Raw genomic sequence first — 19,349 nt, forward strand, 5'->3', positions numbered from 1 at the left:
CGCGAAAGGCGTATCAGCGCCGCAGGCCGGTTTCCTTACGCAGCTTCCTTCGGCTTTGCCGGCAGGCGCTGCAGCAGATCGACGAAGGCGTCGGCGAAGCGCAGCAGATGCTCGGTGTCTTCGTCCGGTTGCAGCAGCCGGATTTCCGCGCCGTCGCCGTCCAGCGCCGCAAAGAGCGTGCGCATCGTCGCATCCCCTTCGGGAATCCGGATGACCGCCAGCCTGCGGCAATCGGAGACAAGTCCCGCGGCCGGCAGATCGAACAGGAAATCGCCGCGCACGGCCGAAGCGGCGTTGCGCACGGCTTCGCAGAAGCCCGGCTCGCCGCCGGAAAAACCTTCGAGCGAGAGCTCCAGTTCCAGAAGTTCCAGCGGCAGAACCGGATCGACTGCATCGGTCGCGGCAATCGCCGCTCCCGGCAGCGGCTTGGCAGCGATGTCTCGGGAAACTATCGGTTCCATCCCATCAAGTCCTTTCACAGCCTCGATAAAACGCTGAAGAATGGCCTTTTTTGAGAATTTAAGCAAGTGCTCACGTTTTTGGTCTAGGCGTTACTGGTTTCAGCCCTGAAGAAACATTGCGCGTTGGTGTCGTGACATTCGATTTATTTTCGCCGTTTCTTGATCTACACATAACTCTCTTTCCGGGATTCGGTGCATCCGGCTTCCGATCCGACGCGCCGACGAGCCCTTGATGACCATTCGCTTCGACCGTCCCGTTTCACATGCCGCCCGCGCCGCGCGTTTGATCGCTTCCTTTGCCTTGGTGCTCTGCGGCGTGACGCTGATCGGCCATCGCTTCGGGCCGCTGGAAACGCCTTATTTCGTGCTGTTGCTGCTGATATCAGCCGGCTGCGCCGTCCTTGCGGTGGTGCTGGCGCTGCTCGGCCTCGTACAGCTCTGGCAAAGCGCCGCCATCGGCGGTGTCTCCGCCGTCAAGGCGCTTGTCTATGCCGCCCTGCCGCTCGCCATCTTCGCTTTCGGCGCCGAGCGCTACTGGACCCGGCCGCCGATCTACGAAATTTCGACCGATCTCAGCGATCCGCCGGAGTGGCTGGCAACCCCGGACGTCAGGCAGATGTGGTTGCCGCCGCGCCATCTGGTGACGCAGCAGGAGCGCGAGGCGCAGTTCGATGCTTATCCCGCGCTCATCAGCCGTCGCTACGAAGGAGCGAGCGATCGCGTGCTGGAGGCCGTGCGCAAGGTCGCGAGGGATTATCACATCACCATCGTCAAGGCCGATGGTGCCGATGTTGCCGATCCCAACGGCAATGTGAAGCCGAAACGACGCGGCCGCCCGCAGACCGTCAACCCGGCGCAGGACGACAGCGCCGTCGGCGATGTGCCCGATGTCATTCCCGTGCCGACGCCCCGTCCCTTCCGCGACGGGGTGGCGGACCTCATCCGCCAGAATACCGACGTGATTCTGCAGGGAGAGACGCGCACCCGCATCTTCGGCCTGCCGTGCGACCTGGTGATCCGTATCCGCGAGGAGGCGGAAACGACGCTGGTCGACATCCGTGTTTCCTCCCGCTACGGCCAGCACGATCTCGGCGTCAGTGCCGACCTGGCGGATAGCTATCTGAAGGCGCTGGATGCGGAATTGCTCGGCATCGCCGGCGGCTAGTCGCTCCGGAAAGCGCGCGTTGTGCCACAGGCTCAGGCCGGGCGGTAGGCCCCCAGCAGCGCCGGCGGTCCATCGGTCACCACCTGACCCTTTTCCACCAGATCCTCCAGATGCGCCAGTACGGAAAGCGCGGCCGCTCCATGCAGGCGCGGGTCGGTATCGCGATAGATGGCCTTCACCATGTCGGGGATCAGCCGGTCTCCCGTCTTGATACGCTCCAGCACGGCGCGCTCGCGCATGCGGCGGTGAGTTCTGAGGCCGCGCATGAAGGACGCGGGCTCCTTCACCGCCCCGCCATGGCCGGGCAGGAACAGCCGGTCCTCGCGGGCAAGAAGCCTCTCCAGCGAGGCCATGTAATCCGCCATCGATCCGTCCGGCGGTGCGACGATCGAGGTTGCCCAGGCCATGACATGATCGGCGGAGAAGACGATGCCCGTGCCGTCGAGCGCAAAGCAGGCATGGTTTGCCGTATGGCCTGGTGTCAGCAACGCCGTCAGTTGCCAGCCGTCTCCGGAGACGCTTTCGCCGTCGGCGAGCACGATATCAGGCTGGAACTCCATGTCGGAGCTTTCGGCAAAGGGATTGACTTCGCCGTGGTAGAGTGGCCGGGCGGCACGATGCGGCCCTTCGCCAACAGTCAGCGCCCCCGTCGCCTCCTTCAGCCGTTTCGCCAGCGGTGAGTGGTCGCGATGGGTGTGGCTGACGAAGATATGCGTGACCTCGCGCCCCTTCAGCGCTGCCATCAGCGCGGCGAAATGCTCTTCATTCTCCGGACCGGGATCGATGACCGCCACGGAGGAGCCGCCGACGATATAGCTGTTGGTGCCGTGAAAGGTGAAGGCGCTGGGATTGTTGACCGTCATCCGCTCGATGCCGGGCGCCGTGGGGACGGCGCGGCCATAGGCGGGTTCGAAGGCAAGGTCGAAGTCGGGCGTGCTCATGATTGCTTGTATTCGATTTCGATAAAGGACATCGGCTCGGAGCCGGCATTGACGACATTGTGCTCGACACCCGCTTCGCGGCGGTAGGCGGCACCCCTGGCGATATCGACCCGCCGGCTGCCGTCAGGCTCCTCCAGCAGAAACCGGCAATCCGTCATCGGCACCACGACATAGCCGAGGCCGTGGACATGATGCCCGGTATCGGCGCCCGGCTCGAAATCCCAGCGCGTGATCCGCACGGCGGCATCATCCAGAAGAACCGTGGGCACGGCCGGCGGGCGGGCGCGAAACTGGCTCATCGGACCTCCTCATTCGCAATGCAGTGCAGCAAGACCTATCATAGCCGGCCGAAAAGCACACAGAAATATGCGGCCGCGCATCACTTAGTCATTGTAGCGGCAAGCGACCTTTGCTAATCAGACGCCGATTTGGCTGAGATGCGGCCATTTCCTCAGTTGGGGCGTCGCCAAGCGGTAAGGCACCGGTTTTTGGTACCGGCATTCCCAGGTTCGAATCCTGGCGCCCCAGCCACATGTTTCCCATATTCCAAAATCGCGCCGATCTTCATGATGTCCGGGCTACAACAATGGTCCACGCAATATCCGGGATATTCTCCGGAGAAACTCTCTTCGCGAATCCGCGTTGGTGGTGATCTGCCGGCTGCCGAGCCGTCAGGCTCTTCTTGTCATCATCGCGCTGTCGACGGTCGTGCTGGGCAGGACTGCCTGGATCGGCGTCAACTGGTGGCAGGGGGAGGCCGATGCCGCTGACGTCCGTACTGTTCTGGCGGCCGTGCCCGAAGGTGCGGCGGTCCTGCCGGTCATGCACCAGCAGAGCGAGCATGATGGTGCGGATCATCGCTACTTCGCCTGGAACCAGGATACGTTCCGGCATCTGCCGACGCTTGCCGTCCCTTACGCGCACGCCTTCGTGCCGACGATCTTGACCGCCAAGGGCAAGCAGCCGCTGACCGTGTTGCCGCCATGGAGCGACATCACCGTTCCGGAAGGCAATCTCTTTTCCATAAGCCTGCTGGATCGCCCCGAGGAGATCAGGGCTGTCAGCGGCTTTGCGCCCTATCTCGCCGTTTGTCAGGCTCTATGCGATCGGCAAGGCTTTGGTACCGGTGGCCGCCGCACCGCAGCCGAAAAGCTGCGCCGAGATCGCCGTGGCCGACGGCTGAAACCCACCAAGATTACAGGCGGCCCTTGCAGGCCGCCCGCTGGCATCGTCCCGTGGATGAAGCCCTGGCTTCAGCTCGCCTTTTCCGGCGGTGCGAGAAGCTCGGCGCAATAGGACGAGCTGCTCACGCCCGGCTGGTCGCCGAGAATGTGAACCGAGCGAATCTCGTAGCTCTGGTTGGTGACGATATCGGCCTTGCAGCTGAGAGAGCGCTTGCCGGCCTTCTTGCCGTCCTTGTTGACGATGGTGACGTTCTTGTAGCCACCGCGCCAGGTGTAGACGCGATTGCCGCCTTCATCGCGGTCGGAGATCGGCGGACCATAGGCCGCGAAGAAGCGGCCTGCGGACTCGCCCTGCCAGCGATCCTGAACGGGGTTCTTCGCAAGCAGCGGAAGGGCTGCGGTCGTGGTCGTCGTGGTGCTGCAACCGGCCAGTGCCAGCAACAGTCCAGCCGCGGTGATCATGCGGATATTCATCGTGTCGTCCTTGAGCTTCTGTCACGCATACGGTCGCGGAAAAGCCGCGCTGTCCCACGACGTTTTCCACCTGTCCCGCCTAGGGCTTTAGCGCCAAAGCCGGCAAAAGAAAATTCCCATCCGCGTGTACAAGCTGGATTTTAGTTGATCTGTTGCGTCTTTTGCACGCCGGCAATTTTCGCCTCCGCTTCCTGCTGATTTTCTAGGCAGATGCGGCTGTAATTTTTTCGTCAAAAATCAAACGCTTTTTTTGAAATTGGTGCTTGTGCATCAAAAATGGCTGGTCTATAGAAGCGCCGCTGGTCACGGAGTGTAGCGCAGTCTGGTAGCGCACCACGTTCGGGACGTGGGGGTCGAGTGTTCGAATCACTCCACTCCGACCAGCTGAAAAAACCGATCTTTCCCGAAAACCTCCACTAGAAAATATGGATTGCCTTGCTCGCGCGGGGCGTGGCGTCGCTCCCTCGATGGGCGATTGGCAGCATTTCCGTTTTCGTATGCCGCTTGATCCTGTGCTTGCGGCTCGGGCGCGACGGTTTCGCCTGTGCCATGGACCATTCCCCGTTCCTGCCGGTTATCTTCCAAACCACACGTTAGACATGCTTTTATAAAACCGGCTCTTTTTGTCGTTCGACGCACCATATAGAAAGAAGAGGGACGTGCATCCGACTCATGGAGGAGTTCGGATAGCGGGCGCTGAAGCGGAGTTGTGGAATGAAGCGTGTTGACGGGGCGGCCGGATCGGCCTGGGAGAAATTCGCAGTTGTGCAAAGGCATCGTGCTGCGTCGCCCGGTGTCGTCGGGCAGAGAATGGGGGTTGCCGCGGGGTTTGGCGTTTTGGCGCTGGGCGCGGTGTTTCTTCTGGGGCCCGGCATCACGGTCTCGCACGCTGCCGATTGCGGCAATGTTGCCGCGCCCGGTCTCGACTGGAGCGGATGCAGCAAAACCAACATCATGCTCCAGACCAGCGATCTGCAGGGAGCCAATCTCGTCGGCGCCCATTTCGACAGCACGGATCTCAGCGATGCCAATTTGACCTCCGCCAATCTCGAGAAGGCGACGCTGGTGCGCGCCTGGTTGAAGAATGCCAAGGCGGATGGAGCGAATTTCGCAAAGATCGAGGCCTATCGCTCCGATTTCAGCAATGCCTCGGCCAACAATGTTTCCTTTGCCAATGCCGAGCTGCAACGGGCCGAATTCGCCGGCGCGCAGCTCAACAATGCCGATTTCCAGAAGGCGGAGCTCGGTCGTGCCGATTTCGACAAGGCGTTGCTGACGGGTGCGAACTTCTCCTTCGCCAACCTGTCGCGCGCGACGCTGAACGGCGCCGTCATGGAGGGGCCGACCTCGTTCGGCGGAGCCTTCATGTATCTGACCCGTATCGAGGGCTTGGATCTGTCGAAGGCAAGCGGGCTTCAGCAGGCGCAGATCAATCTGGCGTGCGGGGACAACACGACGATATTGCCATCCTGGCTGAAGGCGCCCTCCGCGTGGCCCTGTCCGCCGGATGAAAAGGACTGAGTTCTCGTCAAGTCAAAACCTTCGAAAGACCAAGCCATGTTCGTAGAAAAAACGATCCAGCATGACAGCAAGCCGGAATTCTATCGCGAGCTTGCCGATCAGCTGAGAGCCTTGCTGGAAGGCGAGCAGGATCCGATTGCCAATGCGGCCAATACGTCGGCGCTGATCTTCCAGATGCTGCCCGATCTCAACTGGGCAGGCTTCTACTTCCTGCGGCAGGAGGGCGAGCTGGTGCTCGGGCCATTCCAGGGCAAGCCCGCCTGCGTGCGCATCGCCGTTGGCCGCGGTGTCTGCGGGACGGCGGTCGAAAGAGCGCAGTCGGTCCTCGTCGAGGACGTGCATGCCTTTCCGGGGCATATCGCCTGCGATGCGGCCTCGCGCTCCGAGCTGGTCGTGCCGCTCGCCCGCAACGGCAAGGTCTTCGGCGTGATCGATCTCGACAGCCCGCTCGCCGGCCGCTTCGACCGTGACGACCAGGCCGGCATCGAGGCGCTTGCGGTCATCTACGCCGCTTCAAGCCGGGCGGATGTGTGAGTAAAAGCGGGCAGGGCGTCACGCAGTCGTGATCGATATGGCAAATCGTTCCGATGATGCCTATATTGGCTTTGCAAACATTCCCTTAGCATTGATCGAGCTTTATCCGGCCCTCCCGCGTCCTCCTGAAGGACCCCGGCCAAGCTCGGAAGGCATGTCGAGGGGTAAGGAGAACAACAATGGGCAAATACAGCAAGACGGCAGAGGCAGTGGCCAAGCTCACCCCCGAGCAGTATCGCGTGACGCAGCAGAGCGGCACCGAACGTCCTGGCTCCGGCGAATATCTCTACAACAAGCAGTCGGGCATCTATGTCGATATCGTCTCGGGCGAGCCGCTTTTTGCCTCTGCGGACAAATTCGATTCCGGCTGCGGCTGGCCGAGCTTCACCAAGCCGATCGAACCCGCCCATGTCAGCGAATTGACCGATATCTCGCATGGCATGGTGCGCACCGAAGTCCGCTCGGCGAACGGCGACAGTCATCTGGGCCATGTTTTCCCGGATGGACCGATCGATCGCGGCGGCCTGCGCTATTGCATCAATTCGGCCTCCCTCCGCTTCGTGCCGCGTGACCGCATGGAAGCAGAGGGCTATGGTGCCTATATCGATCAAGTGGAGGATGTAAGATGACAACGGAACGTGCAGTTCTCGCCGGCGGTTGCTTCTGGGGCATGCAGGATCTCATCCGCCGCTACGACGGCGTCATCTCGACCCGCGTCGGCTACAGCGGCGGCGATGTCCGCAACGCCACCTATCGCAACCACGGCACGCATGCCGAGGCGATCGAGATCATTTTCGATCCGCAGAAAATCAGTTACCGCGATTTGCTGGAATTCTTTTTCCAGATCCACGACCCAAGCACCCGCAATCGTCAGGGCAACGATGTCGGCATGAGCTACCGCTCCGCGATCTTCTATACCAGCGACGAGCAGAAGCGTGTTGCTCTGGATACGATCGCCGACGTCGATGCCTCGGGCCTTTGGCCAGGCAAGGTCGTGACCGAAGTAGCGCCAGTCGGCGACTTCTGGGAAGCCGAGCCGGAGCACCAGGATTATCTGGAGCGCTACCCGAACGGCTATACGTGCCATTTCGTACGGCCGGGCTGGAAGCTTCCGCGCCGGCAGGCAGACACAGCGCAGCGCGCGGCCTCCTGATGGATGGGTCGGCCGGCATCGACCGGCTGAAGCTCTTCCTCGGCACATGGGAGGTGAAGCGGCGGATCATCGATCGCTTCAACCGCTCGCTGGTCACATTCGAAGGACAGGCGTTCGTGACGCCTGTCCAGTTCGAGGAACACGGCGATACGCGCAGCGACGACACGACGCTGCGAAGCAGCCGTACCTATCGGCTCGACGAAGTCGATGACAGTCTCGTCGTGCGTTTCCCCAATCTTTCGGAATTCATCCGCATCGGTGAAGACGCCTCGCAGCGCGTCATCCATCATTGCGGGCAGGATCTTTATCGTGGCCGTCTCTTCTTTCGCGGAGTCGATGCCTGGGCGGAGATGTGGCATGTGCGCGGGCCCAGGAAAAATTACCTGAGCCTCGCGCATTATCGGCGTGCCTGATCCGAGGCCGCTTTCAGGCCAAGGGCGGTCTTACGTGGCCAGTCTTCGCCGTGCCTGCACTGCCTTTGCCAGGTCTTCCAGCGTACGCACGGAGGTCGGCCAGTCGATGCAGCCATCGGTGATGCTCTGGCCATAGACCAGCGGCTTGCCCGGAACCAGATCCTGGCGGCCGGCCACGAGATTGCTTTCCATCATCATGCCCTTGATCCGGCGATCGCCGGCCGAGACCTGTTCGGCGACTGCGGTAACGACGAGCGGCTGGTTTTCCGGGTTCTTGCTGCTGTTGGCATGGCTGGCATCGATGATGATCCGCGGCTCCAGTCCGGCCTTCTCCGCCTGTTCCGCGGTTGCCTGGACGCTCGCCGCATCATAGTTGGGCTGCTTGCCGCCGCGCAGGATGATGTGGCAGTCCTCATTGCCGCGCGTCGAGGCGATTGCGGCAAGGCCGTCCTTCGTGACGGCCGGGAAGTGGTGCGGCTGCGACGCGGCGATGATGGCATCGAGCGCTATGCGCACGTCGCCATTGGTGCCGTTCTTGAAGCCGACCGGGCAGGAGAGGCCCGATGCCAGCTGCCGATGGACCTGGCTTTCGGTCGTTCTTGCGCCGATCGCACCCCAGCTGACGAGATCGGAAATATACTGCGGCGTGATCGTATCGAGATATTCGCAGCCTGCCGGCAGGCCGATCTCGTTGACGTCGAACAGCAGTTTGCGGGCGATGCGCAGGCCTTCCTCGATGCGGTAGCTGCCATCGAGATGCGGGTCGTTGATGAGGCCTTTCCATCCCACGGTCGTACGCGGCTTCTCGAAATAGACCCGCATGATGATTTCGAGATCGCCGGCGAAGCGGTCCCGTTGTTCCTGCAGCCGCTTTGCATAATCGAGGGCCGCGACGGGATCGTGGATGGAGCAGGGGCCGATGACGACGATCAGCCGGTCGTCCTCGTCACGCAGGATGTTGTGGACGGCATCGCGCGCGCCGGTGACGGTGGCCGTCACCGCCTCGTCGCGGGGAATTTCGTCTATGATCCGAGAGGGCGGCGTCAGCGCCGTGATCTCGACAATGCGCAGGTCATCAGTGGAATTCAGCACGGTATCGGTTCCTTCAAGGGTCATACCGTGGCGACAAAAAAGCCGCCAGGTAGACTAGCGGCTGTTCGGGTCTTTGCTGTCGTGTCTTTTCTAACTACGCACAGGCCCGGCTCCGCTGAAAGCAGCGGTACGAATAAAATCGCGAGGCATATGCATAGGTGAACGACATGCGCTGTCTCTACGACAAAAAAAGTTGAATGTCGATGCATCGATGCGGGAGAAATGAACGAGGTGGCATGGCGGCGTTGCTTTTGCTTCAGGGCAATGCGCCTGTCCGCCGATCCTCGAGCGTCGTTTGTCGGGCCTCGGAAGGCTGGCTCGCTGCTCATAGGGCATCGCGCCAACGAATTAACCCCTGCCTCGGAAGGGTCGGCCCGACCTCGCTGGAAGTCGGACCGCCCCCCATCCGATCAGGGGTCAAGTCAGATCAGATCTCGGAAACGAGGTCTTAGAAGCTGCGCTGGAAACGCAGAACGCCGGCCCACTGGTCCTGGTTGATGGAGTCCCAGTTGGTGTAGGAAACTTCCGGCTGAACCAGGAGGTTCTTGACCGGGTTCCAACGGACGTTTGCGGTCGCTGCGAAGATCTTCGAGTCGGTGTAGGCAACCTGAGCGTTGGCCTGCAGTTTCGCGTTGATCGGAACGGTCACGCCGCCCCAGACAGCCCAGTCGCCCCAGCCGATGGTCTTGGCCGGGCCGGTGCCGTTCGAGCTGGCATACTTGTTCAGCTTGTCGCCGTCAGTGTTCCAGCCGCCCATCAAGAAGGCCTTGAGGACGCCGAAGTCGGCATCGACGCGAGCCTTGATGGCGCCTTCTTCGACGATGGAGTCATAACCACCGACGACCTTGAAACCGAAGTTACCAGCCTTGTAACCGAGACCGGCAACGACGTCGGGAGCGTAGTGGTCGGAGCTGTCTTCGCCGTTGACGCCCTTGGCGCCCGAACCGGAGTTCGAGTCTTCGAGCGAGATCACAGCCGTGAAGCCGTTGCCTGCGTCATAGTTGTAGGTCAACTGGTTGAGTTCGTACGGGCCGTCATAGACCACGTCGTCGTTGATGACGTTGCCGGCATAACCGACGTACAGGTTGTACTGCGAATCGAGCTTACCAACGGTGAAGCCGGCGAGGCTGATGTTTGCGAACAGCAGCTTCGTGGAAGTCGAGCCGCCATCCTGCCAGTCGAAACGATAGACGGTGTTGGTCTTCAGCGGACCGTATTCGGTGTCGCTTGCGGTGTCGACATGCAGCTGAGCACGGGTATGCCACAGCGTGCCGTAACGGTCGGCCGGGTTGTAAGCGTTGTACCACTTACCTTCGGTACGAACCATGCCGCCGATCTTGAGGCAGGTTTCCGTGCCCGGGATAAAGAAATAACCGGCGCCGTATGCGTCGCAAATGCGGACGTATTCGAGCGGTTCCGGCTCAGCGGCGACGATGGCATCTGCTGCCTGCGCGCCAGAAACTACTGCGAGGGCAGCAGCGGAGCCGAGAAGAAGGCTCTTGATGTTCATAAAAACTCCAATCCAATATAGATTGGGCATAGGCAATCGCGCCGAAAAATCGACGTGCCTTAACCCCATCCCTGTTTAAAAACCCCGACTCGGGAGAAACGGGCCCCACCCGCTTCTGGTCGTTATTAAAGACGAATTCCTGCAAAGTTATATGATATATTTTTCTCGGAATGTCGTTTTCTTGATTTTTAAATTCTAGTTGCATGAATGCCACATATGCAAACACAGATAGTAAGTGCGGCATAATATTGGCGTAGCAATAGTCACCTAGCGGGATGAAATCGTGCTTGGCGCGAGCCGCCCGGATATCGTTGGGTGCAACGCAGTACCACGGATGGCGTGGCCAGCCGTGTCCATCAGCCAACGGCTGCAGCGCTCACGACGGGCGTGCGGCTAGCCTTCGAATGGTGGCTGATGTTCTGCCTGTGATTAGGATGAAGCCGGCCGCTTGGAAGCTGAAAGGACGAGCCTGCTCAGAGCAGAGCCGATCATGATGCCCCAGAGTCCGCTGGTCATGCCGACGATGATATCGAAGGTCGAGCCATAATTGCCGTTTGCCAGGAAATGCGAAACGGAAAGCGCCAGCACGCTTCCGATCACCAGAAGACAGGTGAAGGAAGGCGATTGCGGGTAGGCGAGGCGAGCCAGCATGCCCGCAACGCAAAGAGCACCGGCGCGAAAGATATCGAACGGATTGCCGAAAGCGGCCTCCCAATTGAGATGCGCAAGGGTGACGCCGATAAGCGCCCCCAGGTAGGTCCAGGCAGTAATCTTCAAAAACCGGTCTGATATCATGAAGATATGATATAGCAGCGGCGACTTCAAACACCAGTCTCGTGCTGTTTCGAAGCCTGTCCGCGCGTCGATTCGACGTGCACATTTTATGTGGTTGCGAAACATTCTGTTGCGGAGCGGCGGGAATTTAGGCCGCTTTCGGTCTTCGATTTGCCGTCTTGCTATGCCGCGATAGGCGCTCCGACTGGCCGGCGAGACCCGGCCAGTCGTCAAGCCATCTAGGCGTTCGACGCCCGAAGCGCCTCTTCCTCGTCCTGCAATTGCTCGGCGTCTTCGCTCACGACGGTCGATGACGATGCCCGGCCGAGGAAGGAAAAGACGACGACTGCCGTCATGACCGTAATGGCGGTCAGAAGCCAGAGAAGCGCGCTGAAGGCGTTTGTGTAGCCCTGGATCAGCACGTCATGCCCGATCGCCGGCACGTTCGATGCCGCTGCGGACAGGTTGCCGGTGACGAGCCGTTGCGCCGCCGCTGAAGCGTGCTCGCCCGCCGAGGTTCCGAGATTGGACTGGATGAACGCGGAGAGGATCGCGCTGACGACCGCAAGCGCCACGCCTTCACCGGCGACGCGGGTGGTGCTGAAGATGCCGGTCGCCATGCCGGCCCGCTCCTTGGGAACGACGCTGACCGCAAGCCCGTCCATCAGACCCCAGGGCAGGCTGATGCCGACCCCGATCGTCAGCAGCGGGCCGATCAGGGCGGAGGGAGCCCCACTCGTGGCGAAGTGGCTGAGCCAGAACAGACCCGCCGCCGAGATGAGGAGGCCAGCGCCGCAGATCGTTGCCGGGCTGAACCAGCGGGTCAGAAGGCCGGCAACGATCGGCAGGACAAGCAGCGGCGCCGAGAGCGCGACCATCATCCGCCCGGCGGCGATCTCGCTCATGCCCTCGATGCCGACGAAGCGCACGGGCAGCAGGATCAGCAGTACGACGAAAGCATAGGCCGGGGCTGCCGCCAGCAGCTGCACGCCGACGAAGCGCGGATAGCGAAACAGGCTGAGATCCAGCATGGGCCGCTTGACGATGCGCTCGATGATGCCGAAGGCGAGAAAGAGCAATGCGGCGCCGACCAGCAAGGCGATGACGAGCGGATCGCTCCACCCCGTTTCCGGAGCGCGCAGTACGCCATAGGTGAACAGCGTCAGGGCAAGCGTGAAGCTCAGCGCGCCGGGCCAATCGAGCCCGGCGGCGTCCGGATCACGGGACTCGCGCAGGAAACAGGCTCCGAGCCCGAGGGCGAGCAATGCCAGCGCGACCACCAGAACGAAGATCGACGGCCAGCCGAAGGCATCGATCATCAGGCCGGATGCGATCGGCCCGAAGGCGAGGCCGACGCCAAAGCTGGAGCCGACGATGCTGAAGGCGCGCATGCGTGCCGTACCCTCGAATTCCTGGGCAAGCGACGCCATTCCGCCGGAAAAGGCGGCAGCCGCGCCGAGGCCCTGGAGCGCCCGCAACAGATCGAACCAGACGATGTTGCCGGCCAGTGCCAGACCGGCCGAAAACACTGCGAAGCAGGCGACGCCGGTCAGAAAGATGCGTCGGCGGCCGAAACTGTCGGCCAGCGCGCCGGCGGCCATCAGGCAGCTGCCGAAGGTCAGCATGAAGGCATTTGTCACCCAGTTGAGGGCGATCGGGCTGCCGCCGAGCGTCCGGCTGATGGCTGGCAAGGCGACGGCCGGGCCGGTGAACGTAAGCGGCATCGCCGCCGCAGCGCAGCAGACGGCGACAAGGACGAAGAATTTCTCGGTCGCGCTTGCGACCTTTATCTCGGTTGGGGACATCGGATTACCGTTGGGTTGGAGCAAGGGAAAGGCCGCGGGCAATCCTGGGAGTGATGCCGGCCAAGAGGCCGCCGCCCACGGCTTCAGATGACCATGGGAGGATAGTTTTGCTGGAGTGATGTGGAAATGAGGCTATAACTCCACATATACCGGAATAAAACTCTCGAATGGGATATGCGCATGGATCGCTTGAGCGGCTTGACGGCCTTCGTTCGCACAGCGGATCTCGGCAGCTTCGCAGCCGCCGGCCGCGTCCTTGGCCTCTCGGCCTCCGCTGTCGGCAAGGCGGTGAGCAATCTGGAGCGCCAGCTTGGTGTTCGGTTGCTGCAGCGCTCCACGCGCAGCATTCGTTTGACCGAGGAGGGGCGGCTTTTTCATGAGCGTTGCCGGCGGGTGCTCGACGATCTCGACGATGCGCAGGCCTCGCTCGCGCAGGCCGTCGCCGTGCCGCGCGGGCGGCTACGCGTCAGCGTGCCCATCGTCAGCTACCATTTTCTGCTACCGGTCGTGCCGGAATTCGTGGCGCGCTATCCCGATGTCGAACTGGACATCGATTTCAACGATCGCATCGTCGACATGATCGAGGAGGGGGTCGATGTCGCGATCCGCAGCGGCGATCTGCCGGATTCGCGCCTGATATCGCGCACTTTGCGGCCGTTTCAGATGCTGCTCTGCGCCGCGCCCAGCTATGTCGAGCAATTCGGCCTTCCCGATTGCCCGCGCGCGCTCAACGAGCATCAGGCCGTCAGATTTCGGTTTCCCAACAGCGGCAAGCTGCAGGACTGGCCTCTCACCATGCCGGAGGGCGAACCGGAACTGCGCATGCGAACGGCCTTTTCCTGCAACAACATGGAGGCGGTGCGCGGCGCGACCGTTGCCGGCCTCGGCATCGGCTGCATGCCGGATTTCCTCGTGCGCAGCACGCTTGCCGAAGGCAAACTGCGAACCGTCCTTGACGACTTCATCGACGAGCCCGGCCATTTCCATCTGCTTTGGCCGTCCAATCGGCACATGTCGCCGAAGGTCCGCGTGTTCGTCGATTTTCTGAGCGAGCGGCTTTTTGCGAAAAGCTGTGAGATCTTGTCGGTCACGGCCGCTGCTTGAGAAAGAGACCCGGCGGCCGGTTCAAGACGGGCCAGCCCTCTCGACCGGCTCGCTCCGGCGGGCGCCGTGGCGGCCTGGAAGGATCGCGACTGGTTCGAGCGCCATCCTGCCCTGATTATCGCCTCAGCATCGGAACGGATGAAGAGTGCGATCGCCTGCTGGCGGCGCTCGGCGAGAGATTGCGTTGACAGGGGCCTCGCAGCGATCGCTCCGAGGCCGTCAGTCGGCGGAGTGGATTTCCCTCACTCAAACCGTACGGCGGTCGTGTTGGCGCCGCAAAGCAGCACGGCCACGCGTTCGCCCGCGGCGGGGACATATTTTCCGGCAAGCAGGGCAGCGAAAGCCGTCGCGCCGCCGGGTTCGGCGACGATCCGCAGCCGGTCCCATAGGGTTTGCAGCGCCAGGCGGATATCGTCGTCGGATACCAGTACGGGGCGCTGTGCGTAGGCGCGGGCAATCGGGAACATGAGCTCGCCGACGCGCTTGGGCGCAAGCGAATCGGCAGCGACGCTGCCGGCGGGAGCATCGACGGGATGCCCTGCCTCGAAAGCTTTCCAGAGCGTCGGCGCCCCTTCCGGCTCGACGGCAACGACCCGGACGCGCCCCTGGAACCAGGCCGCAATCCCGCCGATCAGGCCGCCGCCGCCGACCGCGACGAGCAGCGTGTCGATATCGGGAATATCCGCCTCGATCTCGAGCCCGAGGGTCCCTTGCCCCAGCAAGGTCTCCGGCTGGTCGTAGGCGTGGATGGCCATGGCGCCCCGTTCCTCCACCCATTGCTGGCTGGCGGCAAGTGCATCGGCATAGCGTTCTCCGCCGATGACAAGGTCGGCTCCATAGCCACGGATGCGCTCGGCCTTTGCCGGCGATGTCACGCTGGGCACGAAGATCGTCGCCGGAATGCCGAGCCGCATGGCGGCATAGGCGACCGCCGCGCCATGATTGCCGCCGGATGCCGCGACCACCCCTGCCGCCGGCACCCGTCGGCCGAGCAGGCTGGAAAAGGCGCCTCGCGCCTTGAACGAGCCGGAATGCTGCAGATATTCAAGCTTGAAATCCACCGGGCCGGGATTGAGGCCGAAATCCGCCAGGTCGGTATGCAGAACCGGCGTATGACGGATATGCGGGCGGATTCGTTTTTCGGTTTCCGCAATGCGCTCGGGGGTAATCGTCGTGTCGGGAAGCATGGGCATCTCGCGAACGGAAGTTGACAATAAGTTTGTTACTTAGCAAACTGACGAAATGCAAGAGCTCGATCTCATCAAGGCCTTGGCCAACGAACGCCGCATCAGCATTCTCCGCTGGCTGAAGGACCCTTGTGCCCATTTCACACCGCAGATCGACGGCGATCTGGTGGAGGATGGCGTCTGCGCTCTCCTCATCGCCGAAAAGCTCGAAATCTCGCAGGCGACCTTGAGCGAGCATATGCGCATTCTGGTTCAGGCGGGGCTGGTGCGGCCGAAGCGCATCAAGCAGTGGATCTTTTACAAGCGCGACGAAGCCCGCATGGCGACCTTGGCTGCAATTGTCGCAAGCCTCTAGGACCAGCGCTATGTCCCGGGCGGCCATTGTCTCCAAATGAAAGGGCGGCAGGGCCAGGCCCGCCGCCTTCTTTTTCAGATGCGATCGCGATCAGATGTCGCTGGCGGCATTCGCCCAGATTTCCGCGGCCTGCGCGGCGGTCACGCGGCGCACGTCCGTTTCGTCTCGGCGGCTGGCGAAGAGTTCGCTTGCCATGATCTGCTCGGCGAGATCGGCCGGCAGGGACAGAAGAACGCGCTGGCCTTCCTTGTGGATGCCGCCAACATCGGAACGCTTGCCGGTGATCATGCCGCCGGCAACCGTGTTGTTGCTTTCGGGATCGATCAGGATGAAGGAGCCGGTCGAACGGTTCTGCTCATAGGGGTCGAAGATGGCGTTCTCGTCGAAGGTCAGGCGAACCTTGCCGATGGCATTCATCCAGAGTGCCTGCGCCGGTGCCCATGCGCCGGTCTTGAGTTCGAGCTGGGCGATCGGCTGCACCTGGACGCGCTGGCGGCGGCTGCCGCTCTTCAGCCAGTAACGCTTGCCGGGCTCGATCCCTTCCGGCTGTAGCGCGACGATCTGCGCATCGAAGGAGAGGCCGGTCTGCGGCTGGCTGTCGATGGCGACGATCATGTCGCCGCGCGATACGTCCACCTGGCGGTCGAGAACGAGCGTAATGGCATCGCCGGCCACGGCCGCGTTGCGCACCAGATCGAAGGTGACGATCTTCGAGACGTTGGCGACCATGCCCGACGGCAGGATCATGACGCTGTCGCCCGGCTTCACAGAGCCGCCGGCGACCGTGCCCTGATAGCCGCGGAAGCTCTCGCCGGGGCGGGAGACGCGCTGCACCGAAAGACGGAAGCCGACCGTCTGCGCCGAGCGCACGGTGGCCAGTTCCAGTGCCTCGACCAGCGTCGGGCCTGTGTACCAAGGCATGACGGACTGGCCGGAATAGACGACGTTTTCGCCCTTTAGCGCGGACATCGGGATGGCGGTGATCTGCTTCACGCCAAGCGACAGCGCGAATTCGCGGAAATCATGCGAGATCTTTTCGAAACCGGCGCGGTCGTAATTCGTCAGGTCGATCTTGTTGACGGCGAGCACGAACTGCTTGATGCCAAGCAGCGAGGCGATCGTCGCGTGGCGGCGCGTCTGTTCGAGGATGCCCATGCGCGCATCGATCAGCAGCACGGCGAGGTCGGCGGTCGACGCGCCGGTTGCCATGTTGCGGGTATACTGCTCGTGACCGGGCGTATCGGCGACGATGAACGAGCGGTTGTCCGTCGAGAAATAGCGATAGGCGACATCGATGGTGATGCCCTGTTCGCGCTCGGCCTGCAGGCCGTCGAGCAGGAGCGCGAAGTCGGGCAGGCCCAGATCGTTCTGCTTGCCGGTGGAATCGCGCCGGAGCGTAGCGGCCTGGTCTTCCTTGACGGCCTTGGTGTCCCAGAGCAGGCGGCCGATCAGGGTGGACTTGCCGTCGTCGACGCTGCCACAGGTAATCAGGCGAAGCGGGCGCGAGTCGCGGATCGCCTTGGCGGGCTCGGCGGCAGACCCGGCAGCGGGCCCAACAACAGGCATCGTGACGACGTTGGCGTTTGCGGTCATCTCAGAAATATCCTTCACGCTTCTTCTTTTCCATGGAGCCGGACTGGTCGCGGTCGATGGCGCGGCCCTGGCGTTCGGAAACCGTGGCGATTTCCAGCTCTGCAATGATCTCCTCGAGAGTCGTGGCCGTGGAGCGGATGGCGCCCGTCAGCGGGAAGCAGCCAAGCGTGCGGAAACGGATGACCTCCTCGCGCTTGACCTCGCCGGGCAGCAATTCCAGCCGTGGGTCGGCCGCCATGATCATCATGCCGTCGCGCTCGACCACGGGACGCTTCGCGGCGAAATAGAGCGGCACGATCGGAATGTCTTCCGCCTGGATGTAGCGCCAGATATCGACCTCGGTCCAGTTGGACAGCGGGAAGACGCGAACGCTTTCGCCCTTGCGGATCTGGCCGTTATAGACGTTCCAGAGTTCGGGGCGCTGGTTGCGCGGATCCCAGCGATGGTCCGGCGTGCGGAAGGAATAGATGCGCTCCTTGGCGCGCGAGGCTTCCTCGTCGCGGCGGGCGCCGCCGAAAGCCGCGTCGAACTGGCCGGCATCGAGCGCATGGCGCAGGGCTTCCGTTTTCATGATGTCGGTATAGCCGGCGGAGCCATGGGTGAACGGGGTGATGTTTTCCGCCTTGCCGCGCGGGTTGATGTGTTCGATCAGGTCGAGATCGTATTTCTTCACGATTTCGTCGCGGAAGGTGATCATCTCGGCGAATTTCCAGCCGGTGTTCACATGCAGCAGCGGGAAGGGGACGCGGCCCGGATAGAAGGCCTTGCGCGCCAGATGCAGCAGCACCGACGAATCCTTGCCGATCGAATAGAGCATCACGGGACGCTCGAATTCGGCGGCAACCTCGCGGAAGATGTGGATCGCCTCGTTTTCCAGCGCCTTCAGATGCGGATCGAGCGGCGGCTTGACGCTTTGCGGATTGGAGATTTCCGTATCCGGACGGCTATCGGGCATTTATGACTCCAGAACTTTAAACTGCTTCGGCCGGAAAGCTGGCCGGAAGGAATGGATGCGTTGGCCCCGGTTGATCGGCGGCGTATCAAACGCGCCTCGGATCGATAGCCGGGAACCGGCGGGTGTTTCACTGGGCGGCGCTTGCACTCTCTTCGTGGACATGCAGGCCGCATTCGCGCTTTTCGTCGTTCTCCCACCACCAGCGGCCGGCACGTTCCGGCTCGCCGGGCTTGATGGCCCGCGTGCAGGGTTCGCAGCCGATCGAAGGATAGCCGCGCGCATGCAGCGGGTTCACCGGAACGCTGTTGTCGGCGACATAGGCGCGGATGACGTCGATGTCCCAGTCTGCGAGCGGATTGATCTTGATCAGATTGCGTTCCGGATCGAACTCGGCAAAAGGCGTGTCGGCGCGATTGGCCGACTGACCGCGGCGAAGGCCGGTGATCCAGATGCTGGCGCCCGAAAGCGCACGCGCAAGCGGCTTCAGCTTGCGCACGCCACAACAGGCGTGCCGGGCTTCGACGCTCTCATAGAAACCGTTCAGACCGTATTTCTCCGCATAGGCGTCGATGTCGCCCTGTTCCGGCTCGTAGCGGACGATGCGGATATCGTACTGGCTTTCCGTCTCGTCGATCAGGGCGAGCGTTTCGGGGAAGAGACGGCCGGTCTGCAGCGTGGCCACTTCGATCGGCAGGCGGTGATTGCCGATCTCCGCCGTGATCACCTGATCCTCGATTCCGAGCGACGTCGTGAACACGACCCGGCCACCGAGGCCGGCGACGAGCGACAGACGACCCGCGAGATCGAGCGAGCCGAGCTGGCTGTTAAGCGACGCGGCGTCTTCAATAAGGGTGATGTCAGTCATGGGGAATCCTGTCCTGATATTGCGCGGAGTATCGCAGCTCGCAGGGATGGCGGACAGAAAAATAGATTTCGAAAGGAAGCGGATGGAGAGTAAATATCTCCATGAAGCAGCGCTCATAAGGAAAAGCGACCGCCTCGGCTGTTAACCAAGGCGTTTCGCCGCCCAAAGCGGCCCTTCGGAAGCACCTGACATGGCAGGCCATGTTTAAGCGCTTGCTTTAATGTCTATAGAAATAGTAGAGTTACACATAGCTTGTCAAACGG

21 protein-coding genes and 2 tRNA genes are annotated in these 19,349 nt (G+C 62.1%); 11 read left to right on the forward strand and 12 right to left on the reverse strand.

The window, feature by feature from the left end; all coding sequences use genetic code 11:
• Positions 1-35: 35 nt before the first annotated feature.
• Positions 36-452 carry a hypothetical protein gene (locus ACQZ6J_RS10440; protein WP_348643432.1) on the reverse strand — a complete coding sequence of 139 codons (417 nt, stop codon included), beginning with the start codon at positions 450-452 and terminating at the stop codon, positions 36-38.
• Positions 453-693: 241 nt separating this feature from the next.
• On the opposite strand from ACQZ6J_RS10440, the gene ACQZ6J_RS10445 reads away from it, so the two are divergent.
• A complete protein-coding gene (locus tag ACQZ6J_RS10445) occupies positions 694-1,626 on the forward strand; it encodes a DUF1499 domain-containing protein (protein WP_449083817.1) in 933 nt (310 codons plus the stop codon).
• A gap of 32 nt (positions 1,627-1,658) precedes the next feature.
• Here ACQZ6J_RS10445 and ACQZ6J_RS10450 read toward each other — a convergent pair whose 3' ends face one another.
• Together ACQZ6J_RS10450 and ACQZ6J_RS10455 are read right to left on the reverse strand one after the other, a co-directional pair.
• On the reverse strand, positions 1,659-2,567 hold the full coding sequence (locus ACQZ6J_RS10450; RefSeq protein WP_449083819.1) for an MBL fold metallo-hydrolase: 909 nt from the start codon (positions 2,565-2,567) through the stop codon (positions 1,659-1,661).
• Positions 2,564-2,866, reverse strand: a complete 303-nt coding sequence (locus tag ACQZ6J_RS10455) for a cupin domain-containing protein (protein WP_449083821.1) — start codon at positions 2,864-2,866, stop codon at positions 2,564-2,566. Before ACQZ6J_RS10455 ends, ACQZ6J_RS10450 begins: the two co-directional genes overlap by 4 nt.
• A gap of 157 nt (positions 2,867-3,023) precedes the next feature.
• On the opposite strand from ACQZ6J_RS10455, the gene ACQZ6J_RS10460 reads away from it, so the two are divergent.
• Positions 3,024-3,098: transfer RNA gene (locus ACQZ6J_RS10460), tRNA-Gln, on the forward strand.
• Positions 3,099-3,209: 111 nt separating this feature from the next.
• The gene (locus ACQZ6J_RS10465; RefSeq protein ID WP_449083823.1) at positions 3,210-3,863 is read left to right on the forward strand and encodes a hypothetical protein; all 654 of its coding nucleotides are present in this window, start codon (positions 3,210-3,212) and stop codon (positions 3,861-3,863) included.
• On the opposite strand, the gene ACQZ6J_RS10470 is transcribed toward ACQZ6J_RS10465, so the two are convergent.
• Positions 3,821-4,225, reverse strand: coding sequence for a hypothetical protein (locus tag ACQZ6J_RS10470; protein ID WP_163984431.1), 405 nt, complete (start codon positions 4,223-4,225; stop codon positions 3,821-3,823). The genes ACQZ6J_RS10465 and ACQZ6J_RS10470 overlap by 43 nt on opposite strands.
• Positions 4,226-4,531: 306 nt before the next feature.
• On the opposite strand from ACQZ6J_RS10470, the gene ACQZ6J_RS10475 reads away from it, so the two are divergent.
• The 6 genes from ACQZ6J_RS10475 (at position 4,532) to ACQZ6J_RS10500 (ending at position 7,846) form a co-directional block, all read left to right on the forward strand.
• A tRNA-Pro gene (locus ACQZ6J_RS10475) sits at positions 4,532-4,608 on the forward strand.
• A gap of 427 nt (positions 4,609-5,035) precedes the next feature.
• Positions 5,036-5,746 (forward strand): pentapeptide repeat-containing protein, encoded by a 711-nt coding sequence (locus ACQZ6J_RS10480; RefSeq protein WP_449084166.1) that lies wholly within the window; start codon positions 5,036-5,038, stop codon positions 5,744-5,746.
• A 36-nt stretch (positions 5,747-5,782) separates the two neighbouring features.
• Positions 5,783-6,280 (forward strand): GAF domain-containing protein, encoded by a 498-nt coding sequence (locus ACQZ6J_RS10485; RefSeq protein ID WP_163984430.1) that lies wholly within the window; start codon positions 5,783-5,785, stop codon positions 6,278-6,280.
• Positions 6,281-6,459: 179 nt separating this feature from the next.
• Complete coding sequence (gene msrB / locus ACQZ6J_RS10490) at positions 6,460-6,909, forward strand: peptide-methionine (R)-S-oxide reductase MsrB (RefSeq protein WP_163984429.1); 450 nt, start codon at positions 6,460-6,462, stop codon at positions 6,907-6,909.
• The gene (gene msrA / locus ACQZ6J_RS10495; RefSeq protein WP_163984428.1) at positions 6,906-7,433 is read left to right on the forward strand and encodes a peptide-methionine (S)-S-oxide reductase MsrA; all 528 of its coding nucleotides are present in this window, start codon (positions 6,906-6,908) and stop codon (positions 7,431-7,433) included. Before msrB ends, msrA begins: the two co-directional genes overlap by 4 nt.
• Complete coding sequence (locus ACQZ6J_RS10500; protein WP_449083826.1) at positions 7,433-7,846, forward strand: DUF6314 family protein; 414 nt, start codon at positions 7,433-7,435, stop codon at positions 7,844-7,846. The genes msrA and ACQZ6J_RS10500 overlap by 1 nt, the downstream gene beginning before the upstream one ends.
• A 30-nt stretch (positions 7,847-7,876) precedes the next feature.
• Here the strand turns inward: ACQZ6J_RS10500 and ACQZ6J_RS10505 are convergent, their stop codons facing one another.
• The 4 genes from ACQZ6J_RS10505 to ACQZ6J_RS10520 form a co-directional block, all read right to left on the reverse strand.
• On the reverse strand, positions 7,877-8,962 hold the full coding sequence (locus ACQZ6J_RS10505; protein WP_449083828.1) for a 3-deoxy-7-phosphoheptulonate synthase: 1,086 nt from the start codon (positions 8,960-8,962) through the stop codon (positions 7,877-7,879).
• A 424-nt stretch (positions 8,963-9,386) separates the two neighbouring features.
• The gene (locus tag ACQZ6J_RS10510) at positions 9,387-10,448 is read right to left on the reverse strand and encodes a porin (protein WP_163984425.1); all 1,062 of its coding nucleotides are present in this window, start codon (positions 10,446-10,448) and stop codon (positions 9,387-9,389) included.
• Between the two features lie 429 nt (positions 10,449-10,877).
• Entirely contained in the window at positions 10,878-11,225 is a 348-nt protein-coding gene (locus ACQZ6J_RS10515) for a hypothetical protein (protein WP_163984424.1), read from the reverse strand.
• A 236-nt stretch (positions 11,226-11,461) separates the two neighbouring features.
• Positions 11,462-13,027, reverse strand: a complete 1,566-nt coding sequence (locus ACQZ6J_RS10520) for an MFS transporter (protein WP_449083831.1) — start codon at positions 13,025-13,027, stop codon at positions 11,462-11,464.
• A 180-nt stretch (positions 13,028-13,207) separates the two neighbouring features.
• Between ACQZ6J_RS10520 and ACQZ6J_RS10525 the strand changes: the two genes are divergently transcribed.
• On the forward strand, positions 13,208-14,131 hold the full coding sequence (locus ACQZ6J_RS10525; RefSeq protein ID WP_449083833.1) for a LysR family transcriptional regulator: 924 nt from the start codon (positions 13,208-13,210) through the stop codon (positions 14,129-14,131).
• 242 nt (positions 14,132-14,373) lie between these two features.
• Here ACQZ6J_RS10525 and ACQZ6J_RS10530 read toward each other — a convergent pair whose 3' ends face one another.
• Entirely contained in the window at positions 14,374-15,318 is a 945-nt protein-coding gene (locus ACQZ6J_RS10530; protein WP_449083835.1) for a threonine/serine dehydratase, read from the reverse strand.
• Between the two features lie 55 nt (positions 15,319-15,373).
• On the opposite strand from ACQZ6J_RS10530, the gene ACQZ6J_RS10535 reads away from it, so the two are divergent.
• Entirely contained in the window at positions 15,374-15,673 is a 300-nt protein-coding gene (locus ACQZ6J_RS10535; protein ID WP_163984420.1) for an ArsR/SmtB family transcription factor, read from the forward strand.
• 90 nt (positions 15,674-15,763) lie between these two features.
• Here the strand turns inward: ACQZ6J_RS10535 and cysN are convergent, their stop codons facing one another.
• The 3 genes from cysN to ACQZ6J_RS10550 all read right to left on the reverse strand — a co-directional run bounded on the left by cysN (position 15,764) and on the right by ACQZ6J_RS10550 (position 19,086).
• Positions 15,764-17,266, reverse strand: a complete 1,503-nt coding sequence (gene cysN / locus ACQZ6J_RS10540; RefSeq protein WP_449083837.1) for a sulfate adenylyltransferase subunit CysN — start codon at positions 17,264-17,266, stop codon at positions 15,764-15,766.
• Between the two features lies 1 nt (position 17,267).
• Positions 17,268-18,221 carry a sulfate adenylyltransferase subunit CysD gene (gene cysD / locus ACQZ6J_RS10545; RefSeq protein ID WP_449083839.1) on the reverse strand — a complete coding sequence of 318 codons (954 nt, stop codon included), beginning with the start codon at positions 18,219-18,221 and terminating at the stop codon, positions 17,268-17,270.
• 127 nt (positions 18,222-18,348) lie between these two features.
• Positions 18,349-19,086 carry a phosphoadenylyl-sulfate reductase gene (locus tag ACQZ6J_RS10550; protein WP_449083841.1) on the reverse strand — a complete coding sequence of 246 codons (738 nt, stop codon included), beginning with the start codon at positions 19,084-19,086 and terminating at the stop codon, positions 18,349-18,351.
• Positions 19,087-19,349 lie beyond the last annotated feature (263 nt).

Source organism: Rhizobium sp. A37_96 (assembly GCF_053521765.1).